This window comes from Mesorhizobium delmotii (assembly GCF_900149755.1).
Lineage (GTDB): Bacteria > Pseudomonadota > Alphaproteobacteria > Rhizobiales > Rhizobiaceae > Mesorhizobium > Mesorhizobium delmotii.
In genome coordinates, this window is sequence record NZ_FUIG01000032.1 from 1 (window position 1) to 24,222 (window position 24,222).

Annotated in this window: 27 protein-coding genes; 14 read left to right on the top strand and 13 right to left on the bottom strand. The window is 61.5% G+C overall.

What is annotated here, in order from left to right; all coding sequences use genetic code 11:
• Positions 1-375: 375 nt before the first annotated feature.
• From BQ8482_RS20015 to BQ8482_RS20035, 5 genes are all read right to left on the bottom strand, one after another.
• Positions 376-816 (bottom strand): hypothetical protein, encoded by a 441-nt coding sequence (locus BQ8482_RS20015; RefSeq protein WP_123149199.1) that lies wholly within the window; start codon positions 814-816, stop codon positions 376-378.
• 195 nt (positions 817-1,011) lie between these two features.
• Complete coding sequence (locus BQ8482_RS20020) at positions 1,012-2,457, bottom strand: ATP-binding protein (RefSeq protein ID WP_123149200.1); 1,446 nt, start codon at positions 2,455-2,457, stop codon at positions 1,012-1,014.
• Positions 2,441-3,106 (bottom strand): response regulator transcription factor, encoded by a 666-nt coding sequence (locus BQ8482_RS20025; RefSeq protein WP_023800820.1) that lies wholly within the window; start codon positions 3,104-3,106, stop codon positions 2,441-2,443. The genes BQ8482_RS20020 and BQ8482_RS20025 overlap by 17 nt, the downstream gene beginning before the upstream one ends.
• A 105-nt stretch (positions 3,107-3,211) precedes the next feature.
• Complete coding sequence (locus BQ8482_RS20030) at positions 3,212-3,511, bottom strand: hypothetical protein (protein ID WP_123149201.1); 300 nt, start codon at positions 3,509-3,511, stop codon at positions 3,212-3,214.
• 177 nt (positions 3,512-3,688) lie between these two features.
• Entirely contained in the window at positions 3,689-4,102 is a 414-nt protein-coding gene (locus BQ8482_RS20035) for a DUF3168 domain-containing protein (protein ID WP_342210968.1), read from the bottom strand.
• A 187-nt stretch (positions 4,103-4,289) separates the two neighbouring features.
• Here BQ8482_RS20035 and BQ8482_RS20040 point away from each other — a divergent pair, with 187 nt between their 5' ends.
• Both BQ8482_RS20040 and BQ8482_RS20045 read left to right on the top strand, forming a co-directional pair.
• Positions 4,290-4,538, top strand: coding sequence for a hypothetical protein (locus BQ8482_RS20040; RefSeq protein ID WP_244602891.1), 249 nt, complete (start codon positions 4,290-4,292; stop codon positions 4,536-4,538).
• A 48-nt stretch (positions 4,539-4,586) separates the two neighbouring features.
• On the top strand, positions 4,587-4,778 hold the full coding sequence (locus BQ8482_RS20045) for a hypothetical protein (RefSeq protein ID WP_123149202.1): 192 nt from the start codon (positions 4,587-4,589) through the stop codon (positions 4,776-4,778).
• Positions 4,779-4,850: 72 nt separating this feature from the next.
• Here BQ8482_RS20045 and BQ8482_RS20050 read toward each other — a convergent pair whose 3' ends face one another.
• The gene (locus tag BQ8482_RS20050; RefSeq protein ID WP_077381973.1) at positions 4,851-5,117 is read right to left on the bottom strand and encodes a DUF1488 family protein; all 267 of its coding nucleotides are present in this window, start codon (positions 5,115-5,117) and stop codon (positions 4,851-4,853) included.
• Positions 5,114-5,386, bottom strand: a complete 273-nt coding sequence (locus BQ8482_RS20055; protein ID WP_123149203.1) for a hypothetical protein — start codon at positions 5,384-5,386, stop codon at positions 5,114-5,116. The genes BQ8482_RS20050 and BQ8482_RS20055 overlap by 4 nt, the downstream gene beginning before the upstream one ends.
• Before the next feature lie 245 nt (positions 5,387-5,631).
• Between BQ8482_RS20055 and BQ8482_RS20060 the strand changes: the two genes are divergently transcribed.
• The 4 genes from BQ8482_RS20060 to BQ8482_RS38185 all read left to right on the top strand — a co-directional run bounded on the left by BQ8482_RS20060 (position 5,632) and on the right by BQ8482_RS38185 (position 8,482).
• Positions 5,632-5,946 carry a co-chaperone GroES gene (locus BQ8482_RS20060; RefSeq protein WP_123149204.1) on the top strand — a complete coding sequence of 105 codons (315 nt, stop codon included), beginning with the start codon at positions 5,632-5,634 and terminating at the stop codon, positions 5,944-5,946.
• Between the two features lie 178 nt (positions 5,947-6,124).
• Positions 6,125-7,744, top strand: a complete 1,620-nt coding sequence (gene groL / locus BQ8482_RS20065) for a chaperonin GroEL (RefSeq protein WP_123149205.1) — start codon at positions 6,125-6,127, stop codon at positions 7,742-7,744.
• An 80-nt stretch (positions 7,745-7,824) separates the two neighbouring features.
• Entirely contained in the window at positions 7,825-8,217 is a 393-nt protein-coding gene (locus BQ8482_RS20070; protein ID WP_123149206.1) for a hypothetical protein, read from the top strand.
• 103 nt (positions 8,218-8,320) lie between these two features.
• Positions 8,321-8,482, top strand: a complete 162-nt coding sequence (locus tag BQ8482_RS38185) for a hypothetical protein (RefSeq protein WP_165848639.1) — start codon at positions 8,321-8,323, stop codon at positions 8,480-8,482.
• 19 nt (positions 8,483-8,501) lie between these two features.
• On the opposite strand, the gene BQ8482_RS20075 is transcribed toward BQ8482_RS38185, so the two are convergent.
• On the bottom strand, positions 8,502-10,055 hold the full coding sequence (locus BQ8482_RS20075; RefSeq protein WP_123149207.1) for a trimethylamine methyltransferase family protein: 1,554 nt from the start codon (positions 10,053-10,055) through the stop codon (positions 8,502-8,504).
• A gap of 187 nt (positions 10,056-10,242) precedes the next feature.
• On the opposite strand from BQ8482_RS20075, the gene BQ8482_RS20080 reads away from it, so the two are divergent.
• The 5 genes from BQ8482_RS20080 to BQ8482_RS20105 all read left to right on the top strand — a co-directional run bounded on the left by BQ8482_RS20080 (position 10,243) and on the right by BQ8482_RS20105 (position 15,989).
• A complete protein-coding gene (locus BQ8482_RS20080; protein ID WP_123149208.1) occupies positions 10,243-10,881 on the top strand; it encodes a TetR/AcrR family transcriptional regulator in 639 nt (212 codons plus the stop codon).
• A gap of 156 nt (positions 10,882-11,037) precedes the next feature.
• Entirely contained in the window at positions 11,038-13,197 is a 2,160-nt protein-coding gene (locus tag BQ8482_RS20085; RefSeq protein ID WP_123149209.1) for a transglycosylase domain-containing protein, read from the top strand.
• A gap of 118 nt (positions 13,198-13,315) precedes the next feature.
• Positions 13,316-13,900, top strand: a complete 585-nt coding sequence (locus BQ8482_RS20090) for a DUF1214 domain-containing protein (RefSeq protein WP_123149210.1) — start codon at positions 13,316-13,318, stop codon at positions 13,898-13,900.
• Positions 13,893-14,441: a DUF1254 domain-containing protein gene (locus BQ8482_RS20095; protein WP_123149211.1), complete on the top strand. Its 549-nt coding sequence runs from the start codon at positions 13,893-13,895 to the stop codon at positions 14,439-14,441. Before BQ8482_RS20090 ends, BQ8482_RS20095 begins: the two co-directional genes overlap by 8 nt.
• 528 nt (positions 14,442-14,969) lie before the next feature.
• Complete coding sequence (locus BQ8482_RS20105) at positions 14,970-15,989, top strand: hypothetical protein (RefSeq protein WP_123149213.1); 1,020 nt, start codon at positions 14,970-14,972, stop codon at positions 15,987-15,989.
• 149 nt (positions 15,990-16,138) lie between these two features.
• Here the strand turns inward: BQ8482_RS20105 and BQ8482_RS20110 are convergent, their stop codons facing one another.
• The 3 genes from BQ8482_RS20110 to BQ8482_RS20120 form a co-directional block, all read right to left on the bottom strand.
• Positions 16,139-16,486 carry a DUF1491 family protein gene (locus tag BQ8482_RS20110; RefSeq protein ID WP_123149214.1) on the bottom strand — a complete coding sequence of 116 codons (348 nt, stop codon included), beginning with the start codon at positions 16,484-16,486 and terminating at the stop codon, positions 16,139-16,141.
• A gap of 79 nt (positions 16,487-16,565) precedes the next feature.
• Complete coding sequence (locus tag BQ8482_RS20115) at positions 16,566-17,333, bottom strand: peptidoglycan-binding domain-containing protein (protein ID WP_123149215.1); 768 nt, start codon at positions 17,331-17,333, stop codon at positions 16,566-16,568.
• On the bottom strand, positions 17,308-19,044 hold the full coding sequence (locus tag BQ8482_RS20120; RefSeq protein ID WP_123149216.1) for a PAS domain-containing sensor histidine kinase: 1,737 nt from the start codon (positions 19,042-19,044) through the stop codon (positions 17,308-17,310). The genes BQ8482_RS20115 and BQ8482_RS20120 overlap by 26 nt, the downstream gene beginning before the upstream one ends.
• A gap of 534 nt (positions 19,045-19,578) precedes the next feature.
• Here BQ8482_RS20120 and BQ8482_RS20125 point away from each other — a divergent pair.
• Together BQ8482_RS20125 and BQ8482_RS20130 are read left to right on the top strand one after the other, a co-directional pair.
• Complete coding sequence (locus BQ8482_RS20125) at positions 19,579-19,947, top strand: DUF5330 domain-containing protein (protein ID WP_123149217.1); 369 nt, start codon at positions 19,579-19,581, stop codon at positions 19,945-19,947.
• 111 nt (positions 19,948-20,058) lie between these two features.
• On the top strand, positions 20,059-20,487 hold the full coding sequence (locus BQ8482_RS20130; protein WP_123149279.1) for a SufE family protein: 429 nt from the start codon (positions 20,059-20,061) through the stop codon (positions 20,485-20,487).
• A gap of 139 nt (positions 20,488-20,626) precedes the next feature.
• On the opposite strand, the gene BQ8482_RS20135 is transcribed toward BQ8482_RS20130, so the two are convergent.
• Positions 20,627-21,052, bottom strand: coding sequence for a Ros/MucR family transcriptional regulator (locus tag BQ8482_RS20135; RefSeq protein WP_023800837.1), 426 nt, complete (start codon positions 21,050-21,052; stop codon positions 20,627-20,629).
• A gap of 603 nt (positions 21,053-21,655) precedes the next feature.
• Positions 21,656-21,952, bottom strand: coding sequence for an SH3 domain-containing protein (locus tag BQ8482_RS20150; RefSeq protein WP_244602892.1), 297 nt, complete (start codon positions 21,950-21,952; stop codon positions 21,656-21,658).
• Between the two features lie 118 nt (positions 21,953-22,070).
• Here BQ8482_RS20150 and BQ8482_RS20155 point away from each other — a divergent pair, with 118 nt between their 5' ends.
• Positions 22,071-24,221: a S9 family peptidase gene (locus BQ8482_RS20155; RefSeq protein WP_123149219.1), complete on the top strand. Its 2,151-nt coding sequence runs from the start codon at positions 22,071-22,073 to the stop codon at positions 24,219-24,221.
• Position 24,222: the final 1 nt, after the last annotated feature.

The following is a 24,222-nucleotide window of genomic DNA, read 5'->3' on the forward strand; positions in this document are numbered from 1 at the left end:
CAGAACTTGACGCACACAACTCCCTTCGGGCTGCCGGCCAGCGGCAGCAGAACCGCCAGGCTTGCACCCAGCGTGAGAATGGCAGCTATGACCCAGAACAGCATGCTTCTTCCAATAACGGCAGAGCCCTGCCCTGCCAACACAGCCGTCCTGCGACGCTTTGACGGCAGATGCGTCGCATGTCCTTGATTGATGTCAACCGGACCTAAAGCGCGTCGCGTTCGACCGGCCTCATGCGACGCGCTTTAGGTTGTTGTTTTCATGCATGTCGTTATCGCAAAACCGCTACACACTTTACGCGAGTTCTTGTTTTTATGCGTCGTTATCGCAACACCGCTGCGCACTTTTGCGCGACATGCATTATCCGGCCGGTCGTTACGTCAATGGCGTCCAGCTGCCATCGGCGTTGCGGCAAGCGGTTCCGCGCGCGGTGGCGCCGGCAGCGCCGGTAAAGACCGTATGCGTGTATTGCCGGCAGTCCTGCGAGCCGACACGATAGGGCTGGGCAGGCACGACTTCGCCGTGATGCGCCGACCGATCGCTCTTCCATGTCACCTTGTGGCCGCTCGCCGTGTACTCGAGCGCCCTGTATTCCGCTTCCAGCGCCTTGCGCTTTTCCGGATCGCTCAAGCCGGTACCGATGGATCCGCTGACGAGGCCGCCCCCCATGGCGGAAATGATCGTCGTCGCGATCTTGCCGTCACTTGGCGGCGTGGCGGCCGGCTGCGGCGGCACCGTCGGGCCAGGGCTATTGCCCAGCGTCGTGCAGCCGGATACGGCCAGCAGTGCGGAAACGAGCGCGACGCAAATCTTCATGCCAACAACCGGTTTGAGTTAGAGCTGGGAGCCGCGCCATCGGGGAAGTCGGCGTGGCCATAGTGTCGATGTTTGTCGGAAATTTGGCCGCGGCCGACGGCTCCGGGACCAGTCGACATGCCGCAATATCACGCACCGTCGATCAATGTCGACTGGCCCCAGCAAAAGCAGACTGGCCCCAGCAAAAGCATAAGTCTAGTGAAGGCTCCGCAATCGAACCACCGCCTTCAACCCGCCCATGCTCGACCGTTCCAGAGCCAGAACGCCTCCATACTCGTTGACCAGGTCGGCGACAATGGCAAGTCCCAGCCCGGTGCCCGGCTTTGTCTCGTCGAGACGCCGTCCGCGCTTCAGCGCCTCGCGTGCCTTGTCCTCTGGAATGCCCGGGCCGTCATCCTCGATGCTGATCTCGAACAGTACACCCTCCTTGCCGGCGCCACTCTTCTTGTCGGAAACTGGCGCCACCGACACGGCGACCGCGCTCTTTGCCCATTTCATGGCGTTGTCGAGCAAATTGCCAAGCAATTCTTCCAGATCCTCGCGTTCTCCGGCAAAGACGATATCGACTGCCGGCAGCGAAAGCGAGAGAGCCGTCTGCGGATTGAGTTTTTGCAGCACGCGCACCATGCGCTGGACCAGCGGCGCCACCGGCGTGCGGTAGACGACGCTGTCGCGTTGCGCCGCAACGCGGGCGCGCTGCAGATAATGGTCAACCTGCTTCTGCATAGAGGCGGCCTGCTCGGCTATGAGCTGGCCCTTGGCGCCGCCGAGCGCCCGCCCCTCATTGATCAGCACCGCCAGCGGCGTCTTCAGCGAATGGGCGAGGTTGCCGACCTGCGTCCGCGAGCGCTCGACGATACGCTTGTTGTTTTCGATCAGCGCGTTGGTCTCGTTGGCGAGCGGCTCGATCTCGGCGGGGAAGCGACCGTCGAGCCTTTGCGCGGTTCCTTCGCGCACCATGGCGAGAGCGTTCCTGACCCGGCGCAATGGCTGCAGGCCCAGCAGGATGGCGATGGCGTTGATGGCGATCATGCCGACGCCGAACAGGGAAAGATAGGTCAGCAGGCGACGCTGGAAGGCGCCTATCTCCTGCTCGAGCTCGGTCTTGTTGCCCATGACACGGAAGCGCGCTGCGCGATTTTTCGCGTCGAGAACGAATTCGCTCTCGAACACTTCCAGTTCCTCGCCATCGATGCCTTCTGTCGCATAGCTGCGCTGGAAGCTGGCATTGAAGGGAACCTCGGCGACGCTTGGCGACAGGATCGCGTTGGTCATCGAGGAGGAGTGCAACTCACCACTCACGCCTTCCGACGCAGGCTCCACCGACCAGTACCAGCCGGAATTCGGCTCCGAGAACCGAAGGTCGCCCAGGTCGGGAGCGCCGGTCAGCGAACCGCCTTCGGACACGCCGACCGAGCCGATCAGGTTGAACAGATGCGCGGACAACAAGCTGTCGAAACCGCGCTCGCTCGCTTGGCGATAGAGGGTCGTGATCAGCGTGAAGATGACAATCAGGGTGAGTATCGCCCAGACCGTGGAAAAGGCGATCACCCGGAACGCCAGCGAACGCGGCCAGAACCGCAGTGAAAGCGGCGTTCTTGCAGTCTGTTTGAGCGGTTCCGCCTTACGCCTCCGGCTCACGCATTCGATAGCCCATGCCGCGAACGGTTTCTATCATGTCGATGCCCATCTTCTTGCGAAGCCGCCCGACAAAGACCTCGATTGTGTTGGAATCGCGGTCGAAATCCTGATCGTAAAGGTGCTCGACCAACTCGGTCCGGGACACGACCTCGCCCATATGGTGCATCAAATAGGCAAGCAGGCGAAATTCGTGCGACGTCAACTTGAGCGGCACGCCGTCGACATCGGCCTTGGAGGCCTTGGTGTCGAGCCGCAGCGGCCCGCATGTCAGCTCGGACGACGCATGGCCGGCCGCGCGCCGGATGAGCGCCCGAACCCTGGCCAGCACCTCTTCGATGTGGAACGGCTTGGTGACATAATCGTCGGCGCCGGCGTCGATGCCGGATACCTTGTCGCTCCAGCGATCGCGCGCCGTCAGAATCAGGACCGGCATCTTGCGGCCGCCGCGCCGCCAGCGCTCGACCACGCTGATGCCGTCCATCTGCGGCAAGCCAATGTCGAGCACCACGGCGTCATAGGGTTCGGTATCGCCGAGGAAATGCCCTTCCTCACCGTCGAAAGCCCGGTCGACGACATAGCCGGCATCGACCAGCGCGTCCGATATCTGCCGGTTGAGATCCTTGTCATCTTCGACGACGAGTACGCGCATGCGGGGATCATACCCTGTTGAAGATCTGGCCTGTTGAAGAGCTGCCCTGTTGAGAAGCTGGGCGTCAGATATAGGCCGATTCCAGCGCTTGGGAAACGGCAGGGATCAGTTCAGCGGAACGACGATCTCGGTGCGGCGCGGACGCTGCCCGTCCTTGCCCGGGACCAACACGACGATGACGCAGACCGGCTGGCCACCGCGCGTCGACTGCGACGCCTTGGCCAGCGTGCCGCCATTCTGCTCGGCAACCTGCTGACCGATCGCGTAGCAGTCGGAGGAAGCCAGGACGATCGGCCGGTTCTGCTCGGGCACGACGACCGGCAGCGCCGTCGCCTGCGACGCAAACAGACCGGCAGCGCAGAGCGCCAGTGTCGCGGTTCGGAAATGGGAGCGAAGCGTTTTCATGATCAGCGTCCTAACGCATCGGTGCTGAACGTGAAATGAACAGTGAACGCCTGCAACACATGCCTATCTCACCCCCCTGAAACGCGAGACAACCGACCTTATGATTTTGGCCGACCCAACCCGGCAAATTCATCCAAGCGCCAGTCTAGACTGTGTTGCAGCCAGATTGAAAGCGCGTCAGGCGTTTTCTTCCGTCACGGCGCGAAAGCGCAGCAGCCCGTGATAGGCTGAAAGGTCCTCGTCGTAACGGGCCTCGGTGAATTCGAGCCTGAGATTGATGCGGTGATGCTTGTCGAGCGCGAGCGCCGCATTCTGGAGGCGGGTGCTGACAAGGTCCATTGCATCGAGCATTTCTTTCCTGGCCTCGGACTTCGACCAGAAATGCAGCGTGAAAAGCTGCTCGGCATCGTTCTCCATGCCGGTTGTCCAGTCGTAGACGCTGGTCCGGCCGTAGGTGACATAGGGAAATGGAACATTTTCCGGGACATGATCGAACAGTTTTGCGCCGCCCAATGCCGCTGACAGGGAACCGTCACCGTTCAGCGCTTCAAATAAGGCCTTCTGCAGCGCGGCGGCCGGCGCGGTCATCATCTTCTCCCTCGCCCATCACGGCTGAGCAGGCCTTTGCGCCGCCAGCGATTCCTGCTTGCAGCGTAGCTGCATTGAAATTCTGGCGCCAGATCACGGGACCCCAATGACGCGGCCTTTCGAGTCAGGGATGTCTTTACGGTTGGTGACCTCTCCCATTTGGCATGCAAGGCGTTTAAAAAACGGTGCTATGAAGGTGCTCGGTTTTCTCCGGACATTCGAGGTTATTTTCGTGCGCGAGCCATCGCTGCTGCCTGTCTTTGGAAAGCTTGGGATCAAGCCGCCAGCAGCCATTGCTGCGGCGCCGACCGTGTCGAAGAACATGGTGATCCGCATTCGGAAGCTTTTGTCTTCACACGGGGCCCTGGCCTTGAAGCTGTCCGTCGTTGTGTGGACGGTCCTTGTACTGGCGGCAGTGTTCTTCATTACGCAGGCCTGACCAATCGACATCCATCGATCGGGGGCAGAAACGAAAAAGGATGCCGGGATGGCAAACCGCTACGCACTGCGCATGGAGCATCCGAACAGCTGGACCGTCTTCGATGTCTTCACCGGCCAGCCCGTCGAGCTGAAGCACCAGGTCATGGTTGGCATGAACACACGCGATGCGGACGCGATGGTCGATCGGCTGAACAGCCGAGACGTCAAGCGGCGGGCAAAGGCGGACGGCAAATCCTGAGCCGGCCTCAGGCGGCATTTGCGCCAAGGTAGGAATCTGGCGTGTTGGCCCCGATCGCGCAGGCGGTCGGGATTAGCGAAAATCGGCCGCGGTCAGCACATATATGCTCTTGCGAGTGCGGGCATAGGCATTTCTGGCGATTTCATGGATGGAACTGGAGGCGGTGTCGAACGCCGCCAGATAGGTGGCTTCAGCAGTTGGTGCCTCTGATGGTGCCTTCGAGATGGCATCAGTGGCGACAGAGAAGGAAATCTGGAACATGCCGTCATGGCCGACGAAGCGGATGCGTTTGCCCGCCTCGTCGTAGCTGCGGCTTCGATTGGGAAATGTCAGGCTCATGACTTGACCTCCGTTGATGCAACGTCTGCTTTCTTGACCGCCCGCGACACCCGCTTTTTCTTGGGGGCGACGGGATTGAGGGCCTCCGCGGCGCGGTCGGCCTCTTCCTTGGCCAGCCGCAACGCCCGCAATCTTGCCGTCTTAATGGTCCTGGCCTTGGCCTCGGAAACATATTCGGCCGTTGCCTGGTTGCGTTCCGCGGCTTTCTTCTGCTTCTCCATGAAGCGCGCTTCAGCTTTTTCCATGATGTTCTGGCTAGATTCCGCCATTGATAAAATCTCCTTTTGACCGAAATTATGAAAGTGAATTTCCCATCTAAAATAGGAACTCGGAACGAAAAATTCAACTTCCGGATTATTTTGAATTGGTGGAAATTCTGAAAATGAAACAGCAAAATAATACTATTCAATAGTTTCCGACAGAGCATGAATATTTTTTGGCACTCCTATCAATCGAGTGCCAACGGGCCTATAGAAGGGAGCGGCCGCCTAAGCCGGCCCCAGAAAGAGTTCCCATGAAATTCCGGCCCCTCCACGATCGCGTCGTCATTCGGCGCGCCGAAAGCGACACCAAATCCAAGGGCGGCATCATCATTCCCGACAATGCCAAGGAAAAGCCGCAGGAAGGCGAAGTGATCGCCGTCGGGCCGGGCGCGCGTGACGAAAGCGGCGCGCTGATCGCGCTCGACGTCAAGGCCGGCGACCTCATCCTGTTTGGCAAATGGTCGGGAACCGAGGTCAAGATAGATGGCGAGGACCTTCTGATCATGAAGGAGGCCGACATCATGGGCATCATCGAGAGGACCATCACTGCCAAGAAGGCCGCCTGATTGGAGCGCCGCGCGTCCTCTTGGACGCGCAAAGGACGCTCCAAGTTTTTGAATCTACGCATCGTGCTTTTCCGAAAATCGATTCCGATTTTCGAGCCGATGCTTCAGGCGGAACGCCGAAGTCTTTCTGGTTCCAAAGCGAACGGGCCTACTCCACACACAAACGGGATGAAAAATCATGTCTGCCAAGGAAATCAAATTCTCCACCGATGCGCGTGACCGCATGCTGCGCGGTGTCGAAATCCTCAACAACGCCGTCAAGGTGACGCTCGGCCCCAAGGGCCGCAACGTCGTCATCGACAAGGCCTATGGCGCACCGCGCATCACCAAGGACGGGGTGGCGGTAGCCAAGGAAATCGAGCTTTCCGACAAGTTCGAGAACATGGGCGCGCAGATGGTGCGCGAAGTGGCGTCGAAGACCAACGACCTTGCCGGCGACGGTACCACCACCGCCACGGTGCTTGCCGCTTCCATCTTGCGCGAGGGCGCCAAATTCGTTGCCGCCGGCATGAACCCGATGGACCTCAAGCGCGGCATCGACCTTGCCGTTACCGCTGTCGTCAAGGAAATCCAGGCACGCGCCAAGAAGGTCAAATCTCCCGGTGAAATCGCGCAGGTCGGCACCATTGCCGCCAATGGCGACACCACCGTCGGCGCCATGATCGCCAAGGCGATGGACAAGGTCGGCAATGACGGCGTCATCACCGTCGAGGAAGCCAAGACCGCCGACACCGAACTCGACGTCGTCGAGGGCATGCAGTTCGACCGTGGCTATCTCAGCCCCTATTTCGTCACCAATGCCGAGAAGATGCGCGCGGAGCTGGAGGACCCTTACGTCCTCATCCATGAAAAGAAGCTCGGTAATCTGCAGGCGATGCTGCCGATCCTCGAAGCCGTAGTGCAAAGCGGCAAGCCGCTGGTGATCATCTCCGAGGACGTCGAGGGCGAAGCACTGGCGACGCTGGTCGTCAACAAATTGCGCGGTGGGCTCAAGGTTGCGGCCGTCAAGGCGCCGGGTTTCGGTGACCGCCGCAAGGCGATGCTGGAAGACATCGCCGTGCTCACTGCCGGCCAGATGATCTCGGAAGACCTCGGCATCAAGCTCGAAAACATCACCATCGACATGCTCGGCCGCGCCAAGCGCGTGCTGATCGAGAAGGACACGACGACGATCATCGACGGTGCAGGCGAGAAGGCCACGATCCAGGCGCGTGTCCAGCAGATCAAGGGGCAGATCGAGGAAACCACTTCCGACTACGACAAGGAGAAGCTGCAGGAGCGGCTGGCCAAGCTCGCCGGCGGCGTCGCGGTCATTCGCGTCGGTGGTGCGACCGAGTCCGAGGTCAAGGAAAAGAAGGACCGTATCGACGATGCGCTGAACGCTACGCGCGCGGCGGTGGAAGAAGGGATCGTTCCCGGCGGCGGTGTCGCGCTGCTGCGCGCCAAGGCCGTGCTGAACGGGCTGACCGGAGCCAATGCCGATGTCACGGCGGGCATTTCGATCGTGTCGAGAGCGCTCGAAGCGCCACTCCGCCAGATCGCCGAGAACTCCGGCGTCGAAGGTTCGATCGTTGTCGGCAGGCTCATAGACAGCAAGGATCACAATCAGGGCTTCGATGCCCAGAACGAGATCTATGTCGACATGATCAAGGTCGGCATAGTCGACCCGGCAAAGGTGGTGCGGACCGCGCTCCAGGATGCCGGTTCGATCGCGGCATTGCTGATCACTGCGGAAGCCATGATTACCGACATTCCAGCCAAGGATGTCGCGCCTGCGGCCGGCATGGGCGGCTACTGACCATCGCCTAGACAAGCCTGCAGCGCCCGGCCGGAAAGGCCGGGCGACCGATCCAACATCAACCAGGAAGGAACTGTTCCGTGGCCACACAAAGCAGCAGCAAGCCATCTCTCGCGCGTCGATGGGAAGATTACCAGCCGGCCAAATCCACGCTTTTGTGGGCATGTGCGGCAACCGTCGTCGCAACGCTGATCATCGGTTTCAACTGGGGTGGCTGGGTGACCGGTGGCACCTCACGCGCGCTGGCGGCAACCGCCGGCGATGTGGCGCGCGGCGAGTTGGCCTCGGCGGTCTGCGTCGATCGCTTCAACACAGCGCCCGATGCGGCCGCCAAGCTTGTCGAGTTCAAGGCCCTGACCGACAGCTACAAGAAGCGGCAGTTCATCGAGACGGGCGGCTGGGCGACCATGCCCGGGAAAACCTCGCCCGACAAGCTGGGTGCGCAAAGCTGTGCGGTCGCTCTCGCCGCCTGATATCTTCGAGCTCTCCGAAAGAAGAGATATCTTCACGAGAGCCTGAAAGACTGCCGCCGGGGCATTTTCCCCGGCGCCAGCCCAGCGGCAAGGAGATCGATCCATGATCGCATTCGTCCCGAAGCCAAATGCGGCGGCGAAGACCAAAGTGGCTGAAGAAAGCCGCTTCGATCGCATTCGCAGACTTGCCGACAAGCACAGGAAATCCGAGGTCGGCCCGATACGCCGCGACCCGCAAAAGACCCGGGATAAGCCTCCCATGTGACGCATGTGGCTGAACTGCATCAAGAGATCGGCGCGGCCCCGTCCTCTTCCGTGCGCCGCGCTATGAATTCGTCGAGGACGCCTGATGTGGCAGCGGCAGAAGCCGGCGGCTGGAAGTCGGTCAGCAGCCGTTTCCAGATGCCGGTGGCGCGCTCGGTCGCGGTTCTTGACCCGGCCTGCGTCCAGTTGCCGAAATTCGACCAATCGGCGACCAGCGGCTCGTAGAAAGCGGTGCGGTAGCGCGCCATTGTGTGCCCGGCCGAAAAGAAATGCCCGCCCGGCTGCACTTCGGCGATAGCCTCGAAGCCGATCGCGGCCTCGTCTCCGGGCGTCGCCGCGCAGAGTTCGGCGACCGTCTGCAGTGCCTCGATATCGGTGATCAGCTTCTCGAATGAAACGCTCAAGCCGCCTTCGAGCCAGCCCGCGGCATGGATGCAGACCGTTGCACCCGCAAGCACCGAGCCCCACAGAGCGAACTGCGCTTCGTGGGCCGCCTGCGCGTCCGATATGTTGGCGGCGCTGCCGCCGCCGGACCGCCAGGGAAGCCCGGTGAAGCGTGCAAGCTGACCGGCGCCGAGCGTCGCCTTGATGTGCTCCGGCGTGCCGAACGCCGGCGCCCCGGACTTCATGTCGACATTGGAGGAGAAGGAGCCATAGACGACCGGCGCGCCCGGCTGCACGGTCTGGGCCAGCGTCAGCCCGGCCAGCGCTTCGGCGTGCTGCAGCGTCAGCGCGCCGGCCACGGTGATCGGCGCCATGGCGCCGGCCAGGCAGAAGGGCGTGATGATCAGCACCTGCCCCGACTTGGCAAAGTCGATGATGCCTTGCGCCATCGGAATGTCGAGCTGACGCGGCGAATTGGTGTTGATGACGGTGTAGCAATGAGCGCCCGAAAGGAATTCGGCCTCGGACAAGCCGCGCGCCAGCCGCAGCATCTCGAAGCCGTCCTCGACCTGCGGCGTGCCGCGCGCGAAGACGAACGGCAGCTTGTCCGACAGCGTCAGCTGCGCGCGGTTGACGGCATAGTGGCGGAAGCGGTTGTCGACGTCCTGTGGCTCGATGCAAGGTCCCAGCATGTGCAGCACGTCGAAATGCTGCACCAGCCGGATGAGATCCTCGAAAGCGGCAAGCGTTCCCGGCCGCCGGCCGCGCTCTAGATCGGTGACGTTCGGCGCCCCGGATCCCGCCAGGAACGTCATCGAGCCAAGCTCGAGCGTCAGGTCGCGGGCACGGTCACCAGCGTGCGCCCGGATCGATTTCGGCGCCGAGGCCAGCGCCGCCGCGACGATGTCGCGGCCGATGCGCACCATCTGACTGTCCTCGTCGACCAAAGCGCCGGCACGGGCAAGAATGGTACGCGCCTCCGGCAGCAGCACCTTGACGCCGAGTTCCTCGAGCACGCGCAGCGCCGTGTCGTGGATCGCCGCGACCTGGTCGGCCGAAAAGATCGGCTGCGGCAGGAACGGGTTCTTCAGCGAACGATAGTCCGGTCGGCGGCTGGTCTCGCTGCCGGCCTCGCCGGTTCGTCCGCGCCTGCGTTCGCGCCTGAGATCACGTGCGGCGTCATCGATCATGGCGGATACTCCTCATTGCCGTATTGCGCTGCCGTATTATTGCCTTGCCCTGGGATCGTAGGGAGAAGCCGCTATGACGCGCGCTGGCCCGCTCGGCCCAGTTGGTTGAGGCGGGCAGGATACTTGCACTGTACATATGTGTCTAGTACGGTTGCGTGCAGTTCCCCCTCATGCCTATTGTGCGGCCATGATCATGATTGCTCCGCAGGACGAGCCGGCGCCCGGCAACATCAAGGTGACGCGCTGGGACTGGATCAATCTTGCACTCCAGACATTGATTTCAGACGGCATCGAAAGCGTGCGCGTGCTGCCGCTCGGCCAGAAGCTCGGCGTTTCGCGCTCAAGCTTCTATTGGTATTTCGAGAGCCGTCAGGACCTGCTCGACCAGTTGCTTGCCCATTGGCGGAACACCAACACCAAGGCGATCGTCGAACGCGCGCAGCGGCCGGCCGAAAGCATCATCATGGGCGTCATGAACGTGTTCGAATGCTGGGCGGACGAGCGCCTGTTCGATCCCAGGCTCGACTTCGCCATCCGGGAATGGGCGCGTCGCTCCGACGACGTGCGCCGGGCCATCGACCAGGCCGACAATGACCGGCTAGGCGCGATCCGCGACATGTATCGCCGGCATGGCTACGACGAAGAGGATGCCTTCATCCGCGCCCGCGTACTCTATTACATGCAGATCGGTTATTATGTGCTCGACCTCAAGGAACCGGTCGAGGCGAGAGTCAGTCATCTCGCCGCCTATCTGCGCAGTTTCACCGGCCAGGAGCCAAGCGATGCTGACGTGGCGCATTTCATGCGCTTTATCGCGGCGCAGTAGCGGATGCGAGGTGGCGGAGGTGGCAGGCCCGACGCTGGTATCAACAAACTGTACCGCGAAAGTCCCCTCGCCCTTGTGAGCGGGGCCAAAATGGACAAATAGTCTGGTAGGAGTGCCGCTTCTCAGTGGGAGGCGTAGCCGCAGCCGGATCCTGGAATGGCCAGTCCTTTGAAAACACGCAAGAGAAGGGGTCCGATTGCCGCAAGACTGCTGGCGGCGGATGCGTGGTTCGATTCCTCGCTCTACGAGATCGGCTTCGAGGCGCGCCGGTTCTGGGAAGCGGCCACCATTTTTTTCCGGCGCTTCCGCGTCTCCGGCTGGCGCCGCGGCATCATCGAACTGTTGAGCGAAGGTTTCACCCTCGGCGCCGGCGGCATCGTCGTCATGCTGGCGCTTGCCTTGCCGGCCTTCCAGGAAACCGCCGGCGACTGGCGTGCCCAGGGCGATTTCGCCATCACCTTCCTCGACCGCTACGGCAATGAAATCGGCCAGCGCGGCATCATCCAGCGCGATTCGGTGCCGGTCGACGAGATGCCCGACCAGGTCATCAAGGCGGTGCTGGCCACCGAGGATCGGCGTTTCTTCGATCACTACGGCATCGACGCGCTCGGCCTTTCGCGTGCGATCTTCGCGAATGTGCGGGCGAATTCCGTGGTGCAGGGCGGCTCGAGCATCACCCAGCAGCTGGCGAAGAACCTGTTCCTGACCAATGAACGGACGTTGGAGCGGAAGGTCAAGGAAGCCTTCCTGGCGCTGTGGCTCGAGGCCAATCTGTCGAAGAAGGAGATCCTGCAGCTCTATCTCGACCGCGTCTATATGGGCGGCGGCACGTTCGGCATCGAAGCGGCCGCCGATTTCTATTTCGGCAAAAGCGTCAAGGATGTGAACCTCGCCGAAGCGGCGATGCTGGCCGGCCTGTTCAAGGCACCGACCAAATACGCGCCGCACATCAACCTGCCTGCTGCCAGGGCGCGGGCCAATGTGGTGCTGTCGAATCTCGTCGAAGGCGGCTTCATGAGCGAGGGTCAGGTGCTGCAGGCGCGGCTGAATCCGGCTGAAATCGTCGACCGCGGCGAGCAGAAGAGCCCGGATTACTACCTCGACTGGGCATTCGAAGAGGTCAAGAAGATCGCCGCGAAGTCCGGCCAGCATTCGCTGGTCGCTCACACCACTTTCGACGCCAACATCCAGAAGGCGGCGGAAGAATCTATGGAATTCCATCTCCGCCAGTTCGGCAAGGAATACAACGTCACCGAAGGCGCCATGGTGGTCATCGAAACCAATGGTGCAGTCAGGGCGATCGTCGGCGGCCGCGACTACGGTGCCAGCCAGTTCAACCGCGCCACCAAGGCGCTGCGCCAGAGCGGCTCATCGTTTAAACCCTACGTATACGCAACGGCGATGGAGCACGGCTTCACGCCGGACTCCGTCGTTTCCGGCGGGCCGATCTCCTGGGGTGCCTGGTCGCCGCACAATTACAATGACGGACGCGCCGGCAAGGTCACGCTGATCACGGCGATGGCCAAATCGGTCAACACCGTGCCGGTGCGGCTGGCCAAGAATCATCTCGGCATCAAGCCGATCAAGGCGATGGCGGAAGCCATGGGCGTCGAATCGCCGCTCGAATCGCACAAGACGATGGTGCTCGGCACATCGGGCATGACCGTGATGGACCAGGCGACAGGCTATAGCGTGTTTGCCCAGAACGGCTTCGTCGGCTCCCGGCATGGCATCACCCAACTCGTCACCCGTACCGGCGAGGTGGTTTACGATTTCGCCAAAGATGCGCCGCCGCCGCACCGTGTGCTCTCGGAACAGGCGCTGAAGTCTATGAACACCATGCTGGCGGCGGTGCCGGTGATGGGCACGGCGCGGCGCGCTGCTCTTCCCAATATCGTTTCGGCCGGCAAGACCGGCACAACGCAGTCTTACCGCGACGCCTGGTATGTCGGATTCACAGGCAACTACACGGCTGCCGTGTGGCTCGGCAATGACGACTTCACCCCGACCAACAACATGACCGGCGGCTCGCTGCCGGCGATGGTCTGGCAGCGGCTGATGGTCTATGCGCACCAGAATATCGACCTCAAGCCGATCCCCGGTCTCGATCATCCCTTCGTCGACGAAGAGATCGCCGCCAAGGCCGAGGAAGCGGAAAAGAAGAATGCCGAGCAGGCAGCGGCCGACACTGCCGCCGAGCGCCCGCCGGTGCTGTCCAGCCAAACAACGCGGGCGCTCAGGGACATCACAAGACTGTTCCAGTCAGCGCCCGTCCTACAGGCGCCTGCGACGCCGGAGACCCTGTCGGCGCTTTGACGCCGGCACGACGAGCCAGGGCATGCTCGCGCCGGCAATTCCACAGAGGTCCGCTTGCCATCGCCCCCTGCCCCGCGATATCCCCGGGCGGCACTCCTCTTTTTTCCCGCGGCTCTTCATGCTCAAGAACGCATTCCTGACGCTCCTCGCGCTTGCCATAGCCATCGGCGGCGGCGGCGGCAGCGTCTGGTACGCTCTCAAGACGCAGGGCGGCATCGGCGCGATCAGGATCGGCCCATGGACAGCGTTCCCCGATATCGGCACGAGGGCGGCGGATCCTTATTCGAAAGCCCGCGTGGCGCGCGAGGGTATCCTTGCACTCGGGCAGGCAGAAGGCCTGTCCTTTATCGCCGAGCGCGATTCCGGTGGCGAACAATTGAAACGCCAATGCGCCTATGAAATCGAAGGTGGATTTCCCGCGGCCCGGTTCTGGACCCTCTATGCCGCCGATCAATCGCTCGGGGTGGTCAAGGCCGGCAAGCCAAGGCTTGCGGCACTTCAATCACACCAGGTTCTGCGCCAACCCGACAATTCGGTAGTGATTTCCGTCAGCAACCGCCCCACACCCGGCAACTGGCTGCTTTCCGGCGGCTTCGGCCGGATGTATTTCGTGCTGACATTCTACGACACGCCGATCGCCAGCAGCACGGGTCTTTCGGATATCACGCTGCCGCAGATCCTGAAGGTCGGCTGCAATGCGTAGGCTGCTGCACGCGATCCTGCTCGGCCTGCTGGGCGCCGGCATCGTGCACATCGTCGTGCTGCTGCTCGTCCCGGAATTTTCCGAACGTGATGCGTGGTCGCGGCTGGCCATGGCCTCGGACCTCTATAGGATGACCAGGCTGGACGCCGAGGCCGGCGGTACGCCGGTGGTAAAATCCGTCGATCCGCTGTTTTATGCGGCTGCTTGCCGGTTCGATCTGTCAGAAGGGATGGTTCGGGTGAAGGCACCAGGAAACGTCCCGTTCTGGTCCGTATCGGTCTATGACCGCAGCGGCCATAACATCTACTCCTTCAACGACCATAGTGCGACCGGAAGGGTGCTGGACAGTATCGTACTGACGCCGGCGCAGATGATCGAGATCCGCAAGGAGCTCCCGGAGGAATTGCAAGGGGCAATCTTCGTCGAGGTGCCCGTCGACGAAGGCATGTTCGTCATCCGCTCGTTTGTGCCCGACGACAGCTGGAAGCCGGTCGTGTCGCGGTTTCTCGAGCAGAGTTCCTGCGAACTGCAGGCCTACTGACGTCAACCGAAATATGCTGCCGGTTTCCGGCCCAACAGGGTGCGCGGCGCTCTTTTACAGTGTTAGAGCGTCCTTTGCGCGCCCAACAGGGCGCGCGGCGCTCTAATGATGCGGAACAGGCAGCGTCCCCGACGATCCCGGCATCGTCCTTGACGAGCCCGGCTTATCTGGACCCGCGCCTGGCCGCGTCTCGCCCGTCAGCTGCCGTGGCTCGTAGCGGACGCCTGGGAAAATGATCACCGCCGCCGGCGTTCCGGTGTTTCGTTCTGCTCGATTGGTTGCCGCCGTTCGCGGCACGAAAGACAGTACCATGCCCATGGTTCGTGCATTCCTCTCGGTTGCCCCGGAGCACAACGCAACGCCTCCAATCTGATTAAGGACGGCAGTAGGTTAACGGAACGCTAACGGATCGCCGCTAATTTGATCTTTGTTCTGAGGTCAGGAAGTCCTGACCCGAGGCAAATGCGAAACCGACACAGTCCCGGTCGAGCATGGTCCAGATCGTGTCGAGTGTCAGGCGTATCCTTCGTGTCAGCTTCGGATTTCAGGCAAATCGCTATACGGGCTGAATCGGGAAAGGCCGAAAGGCTGTTCCGCGCGGCGGTGTCGGCGTTCTGTTCGCTCACCCGCCCTTCGCGCCGGGAGATCGCACAACTTGAGGATCTGACGCTTCCGCTTTTCGCCAATGTGTCGGTCGAATCGCGCCGCTATGTCGCCGCCGCCCTTTCCGAATGCGAATACGCACCCACTGCGCTGGTCCGGCGGCTTTGCGGGGAGCCGGTCGACGTTGCCGCGCCGTTGCTCATCCGCTCGCGCGCGCTGAGTGATATCGACCTCGTCGCGCTGATCGGACGGCACGGCCTGCCGCATGCGCGCGCCATCGCGCGCCGCAAGGATCTGAACCCGACCATCGCCCAGTTGATCAGGGCACTTGAAAAGCCGACGCTGGTGAGCGTGCGGCAGCAGGAGGCGGTCGCCAAGACGGCGCCTAAAAGCGCCGAAGTCATCGCGCCCAGCCCCGACAGCCAGCATGTGCCCGGCGCCGCCGCCGAGAATGCACGGCGCCGGCTGCGGTCGATGATGCGTGCCGATGATGAGAGCGGCGGCGCGACCGTCAATCCGTTCGCCGGCGCTGAAACCTATGTCAAACTGCGCGAGACGGCGCTGACCGGCAATGTCGCATTCTTCCAGACAGCACTGGCCGACGCGCTCGAAATCGATTTTTCAACGGCGCGGTCGCTCACCGCAAACCAGAACTACACGTCGCTTCTAGCCGCCCTGCGCGCGCTTGATCTCGGCGAAGAGAGGGCGTTCCTGATCACCGTCGCCGTCTATCCCACAGAGTTTCCGCACCCGCAGGCTATTCGCATCTTCCTCGACCGCTACCGACTGCTGCATCGCGACGCAGCGCTGGACAGGCTACGCGGCTGGAAGGCCGAGACACTGTCGAAGGCCATTCGCAATGCCGGACCGGTTGCGGCAAACGCCGACATCCGCAAAGCGGACAGCGACAATGCTGCCGCCAGCCCTAAAGCGCGTCGCGTTTGACCGGCCTCATGCGACGCGCTTCAGGTTGTTGTTTTATGCACGTCGTTATCGCAAAACCGCTGCACACTTTTGCGCGACATGCATTAAGGCGCGTCGGGTCTGAAAGAGATTCAAGCGAACGCTTTAAGCCTTTGTTTTCATGCATATCGTTAGAGCGACTTGACGGAAATAAGTTCCTCGACGGGAACAGCGCCGGCCTCGATCTCGACGACCCAGATGTCGGGATCGAATTTCTTCTCCCTTTCCAGTTGTGCGTCAAAAACGGCGGCATCCTCGCCGGCGCCGAGCAAACTGAAGAATCGGTCGTCGGGTTTGGCTGAATCGTAGCTCGTCTGCGGCGCCGGTCCAAACAAGGCAATCTCGCCCATGCGGCCTCGCGCCAGCACGAAGACGGCGCCGGCCTCGGTTGCGCCGCGCTTGACCACGGCGGCAAAGCCGCCGGCGCCGAAAACCCGGCGCAACAGGGCCGATACCCACAGATCGGTGGTTATGCGCATAGCAGCATTCTGGACGACATCGGACGGTACTTAGAGCGCTTTGCGTTTGGGTGAAACCAGAACCGCGCGCCTCCGCCCATCAGTTGGTCAGGCCGATCTCGCGCATCTTGACGTAAACGACCTCGTCGGGCTCGCCGGTCTCAGGCAGCCCGAACAGCGACTGGAACTCCCTGATCGCTGCCTTGGTGCGGGCCCCGACCACGCCGTCGAGTTGCATATCGTCATTGCCGAATGCCTTCAACCCAGCCTGGATCTTGATGATACGGGCGTCGGGTGCCTGCGCCGGCGCATCTGCCGGCGCCGAAGCGGAGACGGGAATCGCGGCCAGGTCGTCCGGACGAGGTGCCGGATGCGGCACGACCGTCGAGGCGGTTGGCGTGGCGCCCAGTTGATCGAGCAGAACGCTGTCGATCTCACCGGAAGCGTTGAGCCCGACCTTCTGCTGATAGGCTTGTATGGCCTTACGCGTGTTGGGGCCAGAAATGCCGTCGACCGTGCCGGAATAGAAATCCAGGTCCTTCAATATGCCCTGGATCTGCTCGACGACCGGATCGCTCTTGATCGGGGCCAAGCCCGGCCGCACGATGTTGATAGTGGTTTCGGGCTCGTCGGCGCCTGCTTGAGGAAAGTTCTCTATGCTCCTGGTCGCGAAAAACGCGCCGGCATGAGGAAAAGGCTGATACCACAGGGCGTTCGCCGAGACGTACAACAGCGTCACCAGGAAGGCGGTCGAACCGCCGACCAGAACCGGATTGCGCGAGATCAGGCTGCCGACCGCGACCGCGCCACCCTGGAAGGCATCGCCGCGGCGCTTGACCGTCTTAGGCTGTTTTGCGGAGCGAGCCATGCCTGTCCCCTTTCGTCTCCGCCTTCGCCGCAGGCATTGGCAGCACGCCGGGCTTGTCCGTCGAACGTCCCTTCGGTCCGTTCACCGGCAAGCTGATCGTGACCGTGGTGCCCTCGCCCGGCATGCTTTCGATCGACATCGTGCCCTCGTGCAGCGCCACCAGGCCCTTCACCAGTGACAGGCCGAGCCCGGTTCCCTCGAAGCGGCGCGTATAGTCGTTCTGGATCTGCATGAACGGCTTGCCGAGATTGGCAAAGTCTTCCTCGGCGATGCCGATGCCGGTGTCCCTGACCCAGAAATGCAGTCGCGAGCCGATCCGCTTGGCGCCGACGACGACATCGCCGCCATCGGGCGTGAATTTGATGGCATTGGAGACTAGGTTGATGAGTATCTGCTGCACGGCACGACGATCGGCGTTTATCTCGCCGGCATCCGGTGCGATCTGAGCCTGCAGATCGATGTTCTTTGCCTCGGCCTGCAAGCGCATCATCGACTGGCACATTTCGACCGCTTCCACGAAACGGAACGGTTCCGGCTCGGTTGCATAGGCGCCGGCTTCGATCCTCGACACGTCGAGTATTGAGGTGACGACGGCAAGCAAATGCTGGCCGGACTCCTTGACCAGGCCGACATATTCCTTCTGGCGCGGATCCTTGAAGGTGCCGAACATCTCATGCAGCAGCATGTCGGAAAAACCGATGATGGCGTTCAACGGCGTGCGAAGCTCGTGGCTGACGACCGCCAGAAACCGTCCCTTCGCCACTTCGGCAGACGCGGCCGCCTCTTTCGCAGCGGCAAGCTCTTCGCGCAAGCCGACGAGTTCGTCGTTCTCGCGCAGGACGAGCGCGAAGACGTCCTCCTGCTCCGCCCGCATCAGCTCAAGGGAAAACGGCCGGTAATTGTCCGCCATTGGGCCGTTGCCGTTTTGCGGCAGTCGGACGCGAAGATCGAGCCGACGCGCCGACGCGCCATCGCGCATATCGGCCAGCGCGCTGAGGTATGCGACGCGATCGGACAGATGGATGCGGTCGAACAGGCCGCTACCGGACAGCAGTTCCGGCTGCAGCTTCAGGATCGTGCGCGCCTTTGCCGACGCATCCAGAACCTCGCCATGCCTGCCGGCCCGCAGGACAACGGCGTCAATGATGTTTTCGAGCCGATCGTCGGTCGCCGGATCAAGCCGCGCGCCGGCCGGATTGCCAAGTCTCGCGACGCGCGGAACGACGGTGAGCGTCCAACCCAGCGGCAGCAGCCAATGCCAAGCGGTGATTTCCGCCGGGCTGAACGGGAAAACTGAACCGGCAAAAGCCTGCAGCAGGATAGCGACAAATGCAGCTATGGCGCCCCAGAGTGCGGCGCGACGAGACGCCCCGATCCACCAGGCTTCGAACGGCAGCGCCACGACAAGCATGGCGACCGGCGAGGCCAGACCGTCCGCCGCGGCAATGACACCGGCAAGAGCAAGACTGCCCATCACCAGGGCGACCTGGCCGGCGAACGCCATCTTGCCCGATGCCGCCACCAGCAAGGCGGCAAACCAGCAGAGGCCGAAAGTCGCAAAGATCGCAGCCATGGTCACGGCCGCGCCCATGCCCGAGGTGACCAGCGTGACCGCTGCGCCTGCCGCAAAGAACGGAGCGGCCAGCATGACACCGATAAACCGGCGCTGGCACCGGCGGTCGTTCTGTCCGAGGATCGACGGATGAACCATACGTTCGCAACCGGCTGCCATAGCGCCGGGCAACTCAACGTATCTGGCCCTTATCGAACTCAACTCAACGCACTCGCACCTGGTCGTGAACTGCCCTGCTTCGCAGGATTGCTTTTGTTGATCTGAAACTCGCATCCAGCGTTTAAGGAATGGATAAGGCAGGAACCGATCAATGCCCGGCCTGAGACAAATATTGGGAGGCCGGCGCGTCAAAACCTTGGCAATTGCAGCCATAGTAAATGGAGCGTTATCCGGGCGAACCGCCCTTTCGCCTCCGACAGTCGCCACCGGCACGCTGCGTTTCGGGGAAATCACTACGGAAAACAATTAGATGGATGGTTAACCTCAAGTGAAGAAAATCGGCTGGATTTGAGACAAATCCATTGCAAAATGCTTCGTTTCGAATTTGCCTAAAATTTGAGGAAAATTTTCGCTGACCGGGCAAGCCGTCCTTTGCGCGTCTATGCCACTATCGTACCCATAAGGGGTCATGCCGCACGAATGCATGATCCGGTCACAGATGAGGGCATACAGATGGGCTTTCTGATCAAAATGGCTTTCTGGTTTTCGCTGGTGCTTCTGGCACTGCCGCTGAATGTCGGCTCCGACGAGACGGGCCACCAAAGCGTCGGGCCGATCCAGGCGTTGTTTGCGGCACGCGAAGCCGTCGGCGACATTGCCGGCATATGCGAGCGCAGGCCCGATGTCTGCGAGACCGGCAAGTCCGCAATGCACACGATCACCGCCCGGGCCAAGGAGACCGCCAAGATCGCGGCCGCCATGTTGGACGACAGGACCGGCGAACCAGACACGGCGACAATGACCGGCAGCGTGCCCGAAGACATCGTGTTGCCCGCGAAAATCGACTTGCCGGCGAAAATCGATCTGCCGGCGAAAAACTAAGATATTTTTAGCGCATCTGTCACTGCACCATAGGCCGTCCGCCCGTCGTCGCCTATGGTGTTTTCCTCTTTTTCCGTGACGCGGCGTCGCCGGATGACTATATCCGAGGTGATGACCACGACGATCCAAACGATCCGCGACGACTTCTCCCTGCTTGACGAGTGGGAAGACCGCTATCGCTATGTGATCGAACTGGGCGAGGCCCTGCCGCCGTTTCCCGATGAGGAACGCAACCCTGCCAACAAGGTGCCCGGCTGCGTCAGCCAGGTCTGGCTGACCACCGAATATGGACCGGGTCCCGACCCAGTCGTCACCTTCGCCGGTGATTCGGACGCCCATATCGTGCGCGGCCTTGTCGCTATCATGCTGGCGCTGTTTTCCAGACGACCTGCCAGCGAGATCCAGAAAACCGACGCGGAAGCCACGCTGAGGGCACTTGGCCTCGACGAGCACCTGTCGCCGCAACGCGCCAATGGTCTTCGTTCCATGGTCAAGCGCATCAAACGCGACGCCGAGGCGGCGTTGAGGCAGACCGCCTGATTAGGCCGCGCGATTGCCCCGCATGACGGAGAGCCCGCACATGACGCAACGCATATCGGCTGCTCCAGCAATGCTCCGAAACCAAAACGGCGCCCGGAGGCGCCGTTGATCGTTCAACCCACGTTGGGAAGAGCCGATATCAGCGCCCCTTGCGCTTGCGGCCGAGACCCATTTTCTTGGCGAGTTGGGAGCGGGCGGCAGCATAGTTGGGAGCAACCATCGGGTAGCTTGCGTCCAGGCCCCATTTTTCACGATACTCGTCCGGCGTCAGACCGTAGTGGGTCATCAAGTGACGCTTCAGCGACTTGAACTTCTTGCCGTCTTCAAGACATACGATGTAGTCGTCATGGACGGAGCGTTTCGGGTTTACTGCCGGCTTCTGCTTGTCGGCAGGAGGCTGTTCACTGGCCCCGCCCACGCGCCCGAGGGCGGCATGGACATCGGCGATGAGGCTCGGCAGTTCGCCGACCGGCACCGGATTGTTGCTGACATAGGCGGCTACGACGTCGGCCGTCAATTCGATCAGCGCATCACTATTTCTGGAAGGTGTTTCGATAATATCCATGGCTTCCTGGCCCCAACGTGAGTTGTTTCTATCTGCGCCCTATTTTTGACAGGTCGGGCATCGCGCGAAATTTTTGCAGGAAAGAGCCTCTGCGATTCGCGTCGCAGCATCCTAATGAGCCACTAAACCAAGTAAGTCAATTCGCTTCTTGCGCTGTATTCATCGATGGCAATAAAATATTCGACGATCAGCTTCAACCTTTCGTGCACTCTGTAACTTTGCGATATTTTCTGGGCAGACCAGCAGCGGCGGACGCCCGGTCGAGTTGCCGTTACATCCATGAGAGCCAGTAAAAAAAATCTCAATGCTTGGCTATGCTTGGTTGTGGCGCAGGCTAGCTGGTTGTTTTCAGAGTCCGCAAAACCATAGGTTGCGATTTGCTGTTGCAAGCAAGCCGGAAATCAGCACCGCGGACCGGCAGTGATCCATCAATGTGGGGTGATGTATTTTCCGTAGACCCAGCCGGTTACGAAATTGCCGTTCTGTGCCGGATCATGCCAGACTTCGCACCAGCGATAGCGGATCTTCTGTTCCTGCTTCAAGCGCATGACCCCGAAAATCGGAATCGATTTTCGGAAAGGATCATGCGCAGATTCAAAGGTGCTACAGCGTCCTTTGCGCGTCCAGAGGACGCGCGGCGCTGTAGCGCGGCTGCTTGGCGATGTCGAGCAGGTTTATGCCGCCTGTGCATTTCCCGGTCATCTGCAAAACGGCACCGTTGGGATAGGCGGCCTGCTTCAGGGACGATCCCGCCGGATACTTGCGCACGTTGAGCGTGTCGCAAAACGGAACGTTGGTCACTTGCCAAGCTGCGAACACGGTTGCATGAGATTGGCCGGTAAAGGCCAAAACTGTCGAAGCGACGGCGGAAGCCGCAGCAACGTGAAAACGGAATTTCATTTTTCCCTCTCCTCCGGCTCATCTTCTGGGGCCCGGCGCAAACATATTGTCCAGCCCTTGAACCTGCACTGATCGGCGTGTTCATTCGCCATTCAAGTAACTTCCACAGCGAGACGCAATGACCCGAACCCCAGCATTTCCGACTGTCAGCCCGCCGCAACCCGAGAAGCGACCTGTCTTCGATCTCCATCATGGGGTAAGCCGGACGGACGACTATGCCTGGCTGAGAGCCGACAACTGGCAAGAGATGTTCAGGGATCCGTCCCTGCTCGACAGCCAGATCCGCGCCCATCTCGAGGGTGAGAACGCCTATCAGGCGGCGTTGATGGCCGACACCGCCCAGTTGCGGAAGCAGCTTTTCAAGGAGATGAGGGGCCGCATCAAGGAAGACGATTCTTCCGTGCCGATGAAGGATGGGCCCTACGCCTATGGGTCATCTTTCAAGCTTGGCGGCGAGCAGCCACGTTATTTCCGCACGCCGCGCGATGGCGGCGAGCAGCAGATCCTGCTCGACGGCGATCTCGAGGCCGAGGGCAAAGCCTATTTCCGTCTCGGCGGCGTCGACCATTCGGCCGATCACGGCAAGCTCCTGTGGGCGTTCGACGATAAGGGCTCCGAATTCTTCACGCTTCGTGTGCGCGATCTTACCAGCGGCAAGGAGTTGCCGGACAGGATCCCGGACACAGGTGGCGGCGGCGTGTGGGATGCCGGAAATGACGGATTTTTCTACACCCGCCTCGATCCCAACCACCGTCCTTCCAAGGTGCTGTTCCATGCCCTTGGCGACAGTCCTGAGAACGACCGGCTGATCTACGAAGAAACCGATCCGGGCTTCTTCATGAATGTCGGCGGCACGCGCTCCAACGAATGGATCATGGTCGGCATCAACGACCACGAGACCTCGGAATACCGCATCATGAGCGCCAGCGAGCCATTCGCCGAACCGAAGCTGGTTTCGCCGCGCGAGACCGGCCTGCAATACGATCTCGAAGAAGGCGGCGATATCTTCTTCATTCTCACCAACGCCGACGGCGCCAAGGATTTCAAGATCATGACGGCGCCGGCGAGCGACCCGGTGCGCGCCAACTGGCAGGAGTTGGTGCCGCACGAAGCGGGCCGGCTGATCCTTTCGGTGATCGGCTTCAAGGACCATATGGTCAGGCTTGAACGCAAGGAAGGCCTGCCGCGCATCGTCGTGCGTGACCGCAAGAGCGGCGAGGAACACCTCATCTCCTTCGACGAGGAAGCCTTCTCGCTCGGCCTGTCGGGATCCTATGAATACTACACCGAGATCATGCGCTTTTCCTACTCGTCCATGACAACGCCGGCGCAGGTCTTCGACTACAACATGCGGACCCGCAAGCGCGTGCTGCTGAAGACCCAGGAAGTTCCGTCCGGTCACGACCCGGAGCATTACGTGACCCGGCGGCTGATGGCGCCCGCAGCCGACGGCGAACTGGTGCCGATCTCGCTCATCCACCATCGCGACACGCCGCTCGACGGATCAGCGCCTTGCCTGCTTTACGGCTACGGCTCCTACGGCATCACGGTCCCGGCCGCCTTCAACACCAATTTGTTTTCGCTGGTCGACCGCGGCTTCGTCTACGCGATTGCCCATGTCCGCGGCGGCAAGGACAAGGGCTATGGCTGGTACGACGACGGCAAGCGGGCGCACAAGATGAACACGTTCACCGATTTCATCGCGGTCGCACACCACCTCGTCGCCGAGCGCTACACCGCTCATGATCGCATCGTCGCACAGGGCGGCTCGGCCGGCGGCATGCTGATGGGCGCGATCGCCAACATAGCGCCGGAATGCTTCGGCGGCATCGTCGCCGAGGTTCCGTTCGTCGACGTGCTGACCACCATGCTCGACGCGACCTTGCCGCTGACGCCGCCGGAATGGCCTGAATGGGGCAACCCGATCGCTTCGGCGGAAGACTACCGGACGATCGCCGCCTACTCGCCCTATGACAATGTCGGGGCGCTCGACTACCCGCCGATCCTGGCGCTTGCCGGTCTCACCGACCCGCGTGTCACCTATTGGGAGCCGGCCAAATGGGTAGCGCGGCTGCGCGACCGCAAGACCGGCGACAATCCGGTGCTGTTCAAGATCAACATGGACTCCGGCCATGCCGGCGCATCCGGCCGGTTTTCCAGGCTCGAGGAAATCGCCTTCACATATGCGTTTGCACTGAAGGTGGCGGGCAGGGCCGACCTTTCCACCACCGCGCCGCCCACCCTTTTGGACGCGCAAAGGGCGCTGTAGG